We start from the raw sequence: 8,833 nt of genomic DNA, 5'->3' as shown, positions 1-8,833 counted from the left end.
CGTACTATCTACGCTAACCTGTTTTTTATTCCCCACACCTTTTTTCGTTCACCCCGCGATCGCTCAGGACAAGGACAAGTCTTAAGAATTGGCCCTGTAACAAAAGTTCCGGAACCGAGTACTGTATTGGGCGCACTCTTTGTACCAAGCTCAGTCCAGAAATTTGCTGTTGCGTTTGTTATTTTGACTTTGCTTCCGTCCCCTTTATCCTACATTCCGCAGGTGCGATCGCTATCAATAACATCTGCGGCATTATAAACTCTTGTAACAATTTTAGATTCTTCCGAAAAATCTGAATTCTTGATTGATGTCATAGTAAATGCATACGTACAATAGCTAGAAAGGGTAAACATTAGGTTTGATAAAGATAAAATTTTACATTCTATATTTACGCAAATTTAATTTTTGGACGGTCTATTAACCAAAGAATGTATTCAAATTTTGTATTTCCTAAAAATAGGGTAGGTAAAATAAATTCAAGATTTGACTGTTGTGTTGAGAAGGTGTTTCTTGGATACACAACCTCCAAGTGAGGACAAAAAACTTTTTTGCAAAAAATTAAATGCCTATTTATCGAGATTTGTAGCTGATTATGACGCAGAAGTTAACTCCAGAGCAACTAAGTGACATTATCGCTGAAGTAGGAAACTTGCAAGCACGTCGAGAAGCAGAAATTGAACCTGAACAAGTCAAGCAAATTTTACAGGAATTAGGTTTAGCACCAGATTTAGTAGATGAAGCACTCGTTCAAGTGCAGCGTCGGCAAGTTTTGAAAGTACAGCAAAAACGTAATCATACAATTACTATGGGAGCCATTGCTGCTGTGGTAATTACAATTATGACCACTTTATTTATTATTAAACAGCATAATTCTACTCTTGAGCGAGTCTTTGCTCAAACAAGCCGCATCACTCTCACTCAAGATGATGGCAGCGACCTCAGAAAGATCTCACGCCAGAACAGTCCAGAAGTTTTTTACCGTGTGACGTTAAAAGATACACCCATAGGCCAAAAGCTAGATTTAACGTGCAATTGGATCAATCCTAATGGTGAAATTGTCAAGCAAAACCGCTATCAAACCCGTAAAATTGACAAATCCATCTGGAATACTCATTGCCGTTACATTATTGGTACTGCATCGACTCCAGGAAACTGGAAGGTACAAATATTTCTCCAGAGTCGCCAACTTAGCAAAACAGAATTTGAAGTAAAATAGTATGGAAAAGCTTCCGTCGGGTGAAAAGATAAATCAGCCCCAGCAATTTATTGGATATTGGGGTTATGGTTCTCGACGCGAGTTAGAAGCCAGATTAAGTATTATCAAAACGCTGCATTCCACCTCTCGCCAATTATCGGATCTTAACTCGCTATCCGAGAATAATTATCCTAATTGGAGTGTTTTATACATTGCTTTTTCAGAAGAATCAATCTTGCCAATTCATCATTCAGAACGAGTAGTTGGTATATCTGCATCTGGAATATTTACTTATTTACACTTTGATGGTTCCTTTTTCCCTGATGTTTGGGTAAACTTGCACCAAAGCGATCGCTTAATTATAGGACGAGAACCTTTTGGAAGAGTCCCCTTGTACTGGATGCAACAAGGACAAGTCATTTGGTTTGCATCCCGCCTACAACTGCTGCTAAAAGTTATTGAAAATTCAGAAGTCAGCATTCCTGCTTTATACGGTTATTCTTGTTTTTCTTATATTCCCAATCCCTTAACGCCGATTAATCAAATGTTTGCAGTTCCTGCTGGGAAGGAGTTAGTTTGGCAAAGTCAGCCTGAGTCACAAAAGGTTTCATTACCAACTTGCCAACATTTAAGGGAATGGTGTGAAGCAGACGTGGAAATAAAAGATGAAACAACGGCTGTTAAACAACTACAAACTTTACTTCAACAAGCTGTTGAACGGCAAATTTCCGACTTAACAGATGAGCCTGTCGGCGTTTTTCTCTCTGGGGGATTAGATTCCTCTGTTGTGGCGGCGTTGCTAGTGCAAGCAGGGATAAAAGTGATTGGCTATACCTTAGATTTTGGAAACGTGGGTATTCCAGAATCTCCCTATGCTGAAATTGTCACCCAGCATCTACAGATTCCTTTAGTAAAAGTTAATGCAAGACCAGATCAAATCCAGAAAGCTCTGATTTCTACTGTGCAAGCGCTAGATTTGCCTTTCGGCGATGGAGCAACAGTTCCGTTGTTTCTTTTAGGACTAAGGGCTAGCGAAGATACTCAAGTGATTTTTAACGGCGAAGGTAGCGACCAATTATTTGCAGGTTGGACGAATAAACCCTTAATAGCAGCAGGGGTTTACCAAAGCGAAAATCTATCTGGAAAAGAAACATTTATAGAACAATATCTCCGGACTTTTCACCGTCTTTGGGGTTATGAAGCTCAAATTTACCAGCCACATATTTATGAGCAGATACAAAATTTACATCCAGAAGACTGGATTGCAGAAGCACTTAACCCTGAGTACAGCACAGCCGTCCTGCATCGATTGCGCCGTGCCAATTTGATGCTAAAAGGCTCACAAAATATACATCCACGTGCGACTGCTTTAGGGTTTGCTCACGGGTTATTTGTGCGCTCGCCTTTCTGCGACTTACCATTGGCTGAGTGGATGTTTCAGGTATCTGGAGAACTCTGTTTGCAGGGAGCTTGTGAGAAATACATCCTCAAGCGAGTCGTAGAAAATTTATTACCTTCAGAAATTGTTTGGCGACAAAAGCGTGGGATGGGAGTTCCTTTAACATCGTGGTGTATGAATGAGTTTTGGGATCAGGTTGGCAAGTGGTTAAATCCTGGCAAACTTCGTGCTGAAAACCGTTTTTCTCCCCATCTTGCAGCACAAATTGCTGGTGGTGAGTTGGGAGCTACTATTCAAGGTCGTCGTATTGGTGAAATTCTGTGGTTGCTGATTATGTGGCAGCTTTGGCGAGTATATGTTTTTGGTGAAGAATCAGGTAAACAATCTTTTGATCATCCATTTTGGCTACCACAACAACTATGGAGATTTCAGAAAAAATGGAAAGGCTAGAAAAAAATTATGAATCACGATTTGGGAATAAGGAATCAAACTCTTTATCTAGTTATTTTCCTTTTTCCGAAGAACTTGCTCAAGAGTTACTAAATATTTACGATTCACCGCTCTATGTTTATCAAGCTGATATTCTAAATAAAACTATTAGGCGCATCACTAAGGCTTTTCTCTATCCTCACACCCAATTTCGCTTTGCTAGCGTTACCAATGGCAATATTTCTCTGCTGCAAATTTTTTGTGCCGCAGGTTGGGGATTACACGCCAACACACCTGGAGATATTTATTTAGGATTACAAGCAGGTTTTTCGCCAGAACAAATTGTCTACAGTGGCAGTAATTTGAACCGTGCAGAGATGGAACAAGTCTTAAACTGGGGTGTCAAAACTCTCAATTTGGATAGTATTGCACAGTTGCAACTTTGTTGCGAAGTCTATAAATCTTTTACTGGTTCATTTTCTCCTCGTCTAGGGTTACGTCTTAACTTACCTGAAATTACTGGTGATAGCCGTATTGGTGTACGCCCAGAAGAATTTGCTGATGCGATCGCTCTGACTAGCGAAGTAGGGTTAAAACTTAGTGGTTTGCATTTTTACCGGGGTACAGGTACTAATGCTACAGCAGCCTTTACCAATGTAATTGATCAGGTAATAGCTATAGCAAAACTTTTACCAGATTGGGAATACTTAGATTTTGGCGGTGGTTTTGGCTATCCATATAACCATGAAAGTGCAGCTTTTAACTGGGAGAAGTTCGGTACAGAGTTAAGCGACAGAATGAGTTGTTTAGAAACAAATATTGAGTTAATTGTTGAACCTGGACGTGCGGCAATTGCTGGATGTGCTACTCTGCTTGCCAAAGTAGTTTCTGTAAAATGGCAGTCAGAAAAACAAATTGTTGGGCTAGATACTACTGTTGCTAATCTGTCAGTTCCCGCAGTACATGGCGGTTATCGAGAAATTATAACTTGGAAAAAATCAGAATCCGAAAATTACCTTACTGATGTGTGTGGAAATACAACTTATTCACGAGATTATTTAAGTAGAAACTGTTATTTACCTGTATTAGAAATTGGCAATATTATTGGTATATTAGATGTTGGTGCTTATGGATATGCGATGTCCTCACATTTTTTACATCGACCCAAGCCCGCAGAAGTATTGTTAAAAAATGATACACATTACTTAATTCGTAAGCGGGAAGATTATAGCGTTTTATTAAGCAATCAGTTATTTAAATAACCTCAGAAAATCGTAATTTTAATTAATCTAATGTACATAAATAATCTATGTAATTTATGTTGTTTAGATTAATCAACAAATTAACCATAAATTAATAATTCATTATTATAACCAAAGTTTATGAAATGCATTAAATGTACCACTGATAATACACTAAAAGATAGAACAGAGAATCATGGGCGTTGTAAACACTGCCGTCATCAGTTTGTTTTTGAGCCAACTAGTATGGTAGGAGTTAGATTTACTGACCTTTTTTTTGCTAAAGCAATTGCAGATGTTTCTGCTAATTCTACGCTTTTTTATACACAAAAACAATTCCTTTATCTCATTGATAAAAGGTTCCAATCTAAAAATTATACCTCATTATTATTATTGTTGTTGCCGTTGGGAGCAATTATTTTTTATATACATAATTTTATCACTTTTCCAGCATTCTTTTTCATTGTTATATTCGATCAAATGCACTCGAACAAGCGCTCTTATACCCAACGCCAAAAATCAGCTAAAAGTTTAATAAATTTGGGTATAAGTACTTTATTAGCAGGTATTGTTCTCAGTTTAATTATCAGTTCTTTTAAATTATTTGTAGGATGCCTAATTATAGGATTGCTAGCTATTTACTTAGGGAAGCGTGAACAAGCGCAACCTACTAATATCGTTTATAAATTTAGAATTAGCGATAGCCAACTCCAGGGATGGCTAGCATCTTGGAGACGAGTTAACAATCAAAGTGATAAAATTTTACCTCCTCCACAAGAGCAAAGCACACCCATTACTATTAACGCTGATGTCACTGCTTATAGTTTTGATAGGTTAGTGGTTTGTGATAATGCAGCAGTTGCTCAAATGTTAATTGCTAATAATTTTCATTTTGAAAATAACTGTGCCATTCTCACTATTACTGGTTATCCCCAAAATATTTTTGATACTACTATGCGAATGCTGCATCGCAATCCTGATTTAACAGTATATGTATTGCATGATTGCAACCCAAATGGGATGACTTTGATTGATCATCTCCGTACTAACCCAATGTGGTTTCAAGGTAGGGAAGTTACTATTATTGATGTAGGATTATTACCAAGACAAATTCTAGCTGGAAATCACAGTATATTCACTCAAACTTCTTCAGAATCAGCTGAGGCTGCTAAACAATTATCACTAGAAGTTCGTTCCAGTTTATCAAGTGTTGAATTAGAATGGTTAGATTCTGGTAATTTTGTAGAATTAGAATCGTTTACTCCTCAACGATTGATTCAAATTCTGAATCGCGCTATGATTAGCAGTTTGACTTTAAATAACGATGACAGCAGCTTGTTTCTAGTTGGTGATTCTGGAAATTCTATGTATGTTGTCGAAAGCTTTGGTTAATTTTTTATTTTTGATTTACTTGTAACCAAATTTCTAAGCTAACAAGCAACCACAGCTTTACACCATAACGACTCCAAGTATCTCCTTGATAGTTTAACCAATTGCGGAGTGGTAATTGGTTAAAATAAGGAGCGCTCGCTGCATTGCTACTGAGCAATAAATCTCTTGCTTCTCGCTGCCAATATTTACGAAATCCTAACTGTACGGGCACCATCATTCCACTTTTAGGACGATGAATAATGGTGTCTGGTAAAATATCTGCGATCGCTTGTTTTAAAACTGCTTTTTCTTCTACTCCCGAAAGCTTATACTCTGGAGGAATTTTCATACTTAAGTCTACGACTCGTTGATCAAATAAAGGAGAACGACCTTGTAAATTGGCAGCTTGAGTCAAATTACTTACTTTAGTAAGAATTTGGTCAGCACCTTTAAATTTAATATTTATTGCCATCAAACGGTTGAGATAGCTGGCTTGAGAATATAAATCTTCCTCAAAAACCCACGATGCTGTTTGTACTGCCGTCCAGACTTCTGGTTTTAAAAGTTGCACTAAATCAGCAGCGCACTTTTGAAAAGAAATTAAATAAGCTTGTAATGGGTTCTGATTTGTGACAGAACCATATAAACTATTAATAAGCATTGGCTGGTTTTTGGGGCCACCAAAACAGGGGTCACCACCTTCACCATTTAAAACTACTTGTACGCTTTCTCGCGCTAGTTGTCCCACCAAGAGGTTAGGAACAGTTAGCGGATCGCCAATCGGATCATCTAAATATGCCATTGTTTCTGGTAACCATTTCCACATATTCTCAAAAGTAATTTCTAAAATGTGGTGCTGTGTCTGGCAATGAGAAGCAACGACACTGGAAAATTCCAACTCATTAGGGCATTCAGAACCAAAATGAATCGAAAAAGTATGAACTGGAGAATTATGGAATTTTGCGGCTAAAGCAGTGATACTGCTAGAGTCCAAACCACCCGAAAGGAAAATACCAACAGATTCGTTTTGTGGTGGTAAATATTCTTGAATAACTTGGTTTAGCAGTTCTCGCAAGCGATCTCCATGCCATGCTAAAGGTTGCTCTATTGCTGTAATCTGTTCTTGCAACTGCCAATAAGTTTGAACTTTGTCGTTAGGAAATTGTAAAACGGTTCCAGGTCGTAGTTCCCGCACATTTTGCCACAGCGTTCTTTCTCCTGGAACAAAGCCACAACAAAGGTAATCTCGCAAAGCCACCAAATCTAAATCAGAGGAACGATAAGGTGATAAAGTTCTCAATTTCGGCGCAATCCAACGAACTGCACCACTATTAGTGTAATAAAGAGTACGGCTACCGATGCGATCGCGAATCAACTGCAATACTTGTTTTTCCCTATCCCAAATTACTAGTGCAAACATTCCTACAAGTTGTTTAAGGCATTCAAAACCCCATCGCTCCCAAAGCTCGGCAACTAGTTGTAAGTAATTTCCTCTAAAGCTATCTGGCTCAATTCCCAACTGTTCTAGCAACTGCACTTGGTTAGTTAGCCAAATATCACCAACAACAACAAATTGTTTTCCAGAACTGATTGCTAATTTTTCTGCTAAAAATCCAGAAGCTGTGGATGGTAAAATCACAAGGAATTTTTCATCTCGCCAAGCTATGCCTTCATAATTTTCACCAACTTCACCCCACGCTACTTGCCAAGTCGGGTTGGTATTAATGAATGATTTTTTAAAAGATTTACGACCTTTAAAGATATCAAATGACATGGGAAATTTTTATCACATAATAATCAATTTTAAAGTATTACTAAATATTGTTTGCTCCTTTTATCGGGATTGTCTTTTAATTTTGAGGATATCAAGAGAGCGATTGGCAGATAAATTAGCAGAAACTAAAGTAGCTTGTAAATTTTTATCTTTAACATCAACATCAACGTTTTTCAAAGCTATGAGTATCTTTTCTAGGTTTGATATTGCCTTTTCCAAGTCTTCAATAGACATAACATTTGCTACGTCTTGAAAACTTTCACTGATGCTTCCTAAAGCATTAACAGTACCGTAGCGAACGTTTCTATCTTGGTCATTGAGAGCAGCTATTAGGTCATGAACAGCAGCTTTGGCTGCTTCTCCGATACTCCCCAAGGCATTAGCCGCCTGAGAGCGAACAGATGCATCGTTGTCCTTTAAAGCAGCTATTAGGTTAGGAACAGCAATTTTGGCTGCTTCTCCGATACTCCCCAAGGCATGAGCAGCATTGGAGCGAACAAATGCATCGTTGTCCTTTAAAGCAGCTATTAGGTTAGGAACAGCAATTTTGGCTGTCTCTCCGATACTCCCTAAGGCAAGGGCAGCAATGGCGCGAACATCTGCATTGTTAGCTTTTAAAGCAGCTATTAGGTTAGGAACAGCAATTTTGGCTGTCTCTCCCATACTCCCTAAGGCAAGAGTAGCACCAGCGCGAACTCCTACATTGTTATCTTTTAAAGCAACTATTAGGTTAGGAACAGCAATTTTGGCTGCCTCTCCCATACTCCCTAAGGCAAGAGTAGCACCAGCGCGAACTTTTATATCTTTGTCATTAAGAGCAGCTATTAGGTCAGGAACAGCAGTTTTGGCTGCCTCTCCGATACTCCCTAAGGCAAAAGTCGCAGTGGCTCGAATTCCTGCATTGTTATCTTTGAGAGTTGTTATTAAAGCAGGAACAGCAGTTTTGGCTGCCTCTCCGGTATTTCCTAAGGCAAGAATAGCATCGGTGCGAACTTTTATATCTTTGTTATTGAGAGCAGTTATTAGGTCAGGAACAGCAGTTTTGGCATGAATATTTGTATCATTCCCCTTTAAAAAAGTAGCTATTAAAGTAAGAATCATAAATTTAGCTTCTATTCTTCCCATATTTTCTAATGCATCAGCCGCCTGAGAGCGAACATCTGCATTGTTGTCCTTTAAAGCAACGAACAGGTGAGGAACAGCAACTTTGGCTTCTTTTCCCATACTTCCTAAAGCATAAGCAGCATTGGAGCGAACATCTGCATCGTTGTCCTTTAAAGCAGCTATTAGGTGAGAGATAGCAACTTTAGCTTCTTTTCCCATGCTTCCTAAGGCATAAGCAGCATTGGAGCGAACAGATGTATTGTTATCCTTTAAAGCAGCTATTAGGTGAGAGATAGCAACTTTAGCTTCTTTTCCCATGC

Annotated in this window: 7 protein-coding genes; 5 read left to right on the top strand and 2 right to left on the bottom strand. The window is 38.5% G+C overall.

Annotated elements, in window-relative coordinates; all coding sequences use genetic code 11:
* The 5 genes from AC5JL8_RS37420 to AC5JL8_RS37400 all read left to right on the top strand — a co-directional run.
* The coding region (locus AC5JL8_RS37420) for a hypothetical protein (protein WP_495884746.1) at positions 1-258 on the top strand (258 nt) is incomplete at its 5' end.
* Between the two features lie 334 nt (positions 259-592).
* On the top strand, positions 593-1,216 hold the full coding sequence (locus AC5JL8_RS37415) for a DUF3859 domain-containing protein (protein ID WP_495884745.1): 624 nt from the start codon (positions 593-595) through the stop codon (positions 1,214-1,216).
* A gap of 1 nt (position 1,217) precedes the next feature.
* Positions 1,218-3,044 (top strand): asparagine synthetase B family protein, encoded by a 1,827-nt coding sequence (locus AC5JL8_RS37410; protein ID WP_495884744.1) that lies wholly within the window; start codon positions 1,218-1,220, stop codon positions 3,042-3,044.
* Positions 3,014-4,285 carry a diaminopimelate decarboxylase family protein gene (locus tag AC5JL8_RS37405; RefSeq protein ID WP_495884743.1) on the top strand — a complete coding sequence of 424 codons (1,272 nt, stop codon included), beginning with the start codon at positions 3,014-3,016 and terminating at the stop codon, positions 4,283-4,285. Before AC5JL8_RS37410 ends, AC5JL8_RS37405 begins: the two co-directional genes overlap by 31 nt.
* 459 nt (positions 4,286-4,744) lie before the next feature.
* Complete coding sequence (locus AC5JL8_RS37400; RefSeq protein ID WP_495884742.1) at positions 4,745-5,656, top strand: toprim domain-containing protein; 912 nt, start codon at positions 4,745-4,747, stop codon at positions 5,654-5,656.
* A 4-nt stretch (positions 5,657-5,660) separates the two neighbouring features.
* Here the strand turns inward: AC5JL8_RS37400 and AC5JL8_RS37395 are convergent, their stop codons facing one another.
* Both AC5JL8_RS37395 and AC5JL8_RS37390 read right to left on the bottom strand, forming a co-directional pair.
* Positions 5,661-7,409, bottom strand: coding sequence for an asparagine synthetase B family protein (locus tag AC5JL8_RS37395; protein ID WP_495884741.1), 1,749 nt, complete (start codon positions 7,407-7,409; stop codon positions 5,661-5,663).
* A gap of 60 nt (positions 7,410-7,469) precedes the next feature.
* A partial coding sequence (locus AC5JL8_RS37390; protein ID WP_495884740.1) for a HEAT repeat domain-containing protein occupies positions 7,470-8,833 on the bottom strand: 1,364 nt, incomplete at its 5' end.

The organism is Mojavia sp. (assembly GCF_059505145.1).
Note: the sequence above shows the minus strand (reverse complement) of the source record. Positions and strands in the feature narration are given on the sequence as shown.